Source organism: Francisella salimarina (genome assembly GCF_007923265.1).
Taxonomy (GTDB): Bacteria; Pseudomonadota; Gammaproteobacteria; order Francisellales; family Francisellaceae; genus Francisella; species Francisella salimarina.
The window spans coordinates 1-781 of record NZ_VOJA01000009.1; the positions used below are offsets into that span (position 1 = coordinate 1).

Sequence of the window (781 nt, forward strand, 5' to 3'; positions counted from 1 at the left end):
ACCAAATGGTTATGCAATAAATAATCAGTTTAACTTTGCCAATAATGATGTCTTAATAATGACTGCTGATAGTATAATGGTTATCTATAATGCAAAAGAGCACAAATGGAAGCTTATAAATAAAAATGTAAATCAAACTATGAGTGCCATAGACCCTAATAGTGAGTTCGTTTATACATTAGATAGTTCAAGAGTTGGTCGTGCTGTTAAATATGATTTACAAAACAATAAAATCATAACATTTCCAAATACTGCTAATGAAGATAACTTTTTCTTTAATTTAGCCCAAAGAAATGAAATACCAAAATTAGAAAATAATTACAAAAAACCAAATGGCTATACTAACTTTGGTTTTATAGATAATAATAAAGTACTTATAACATATAAAGGAATGTCTCAACCTTATTTATGGACAGGTTTATATGATATAAACAATATAAAAATTGGTAAATTCTATAAAGATGGGAAAAGTAATTTTGCTATTGATAACCCTATAAAATATTTTCCTTTAATAAATAATCCAAAAGATTATTTAGATGGCAACTACAATATCGAACCAAGACCAAATGTAGATGGTTATAACTATACATTTGATACTTCTGTAGAGGCTCACAAACTTGTAATTGGTCAAGCTAATGGTAATGGTATTATGGTGTATAACTATAACCCAAGCGATGAAACTCTAAAACTTGATTGGGTCGGTGAGCCTCCTAAAGTTGAAGAGAAAAAAGAAGAAAAAAGCAAAGGTTGGTTTGAATGGTAAGTGACTTTAAACTGTCTC

At 28.6% G+C, this 781-nt stretch carries 1 protein-coding gene; it reads left to right on the plus strand.

Features of this window, described 5'->3' with window-relative positions:
- Nucleotides 1-763, plus strand: a 763-nt coding sequence (locus FQ699_RS09720; protein WP_179951706.1) for a hypothetical protein, incomplete at its 5' end; no start/stop codon positions are given.
- Nucleotides 764-781 lie beyond the last annotated feature (18 nt).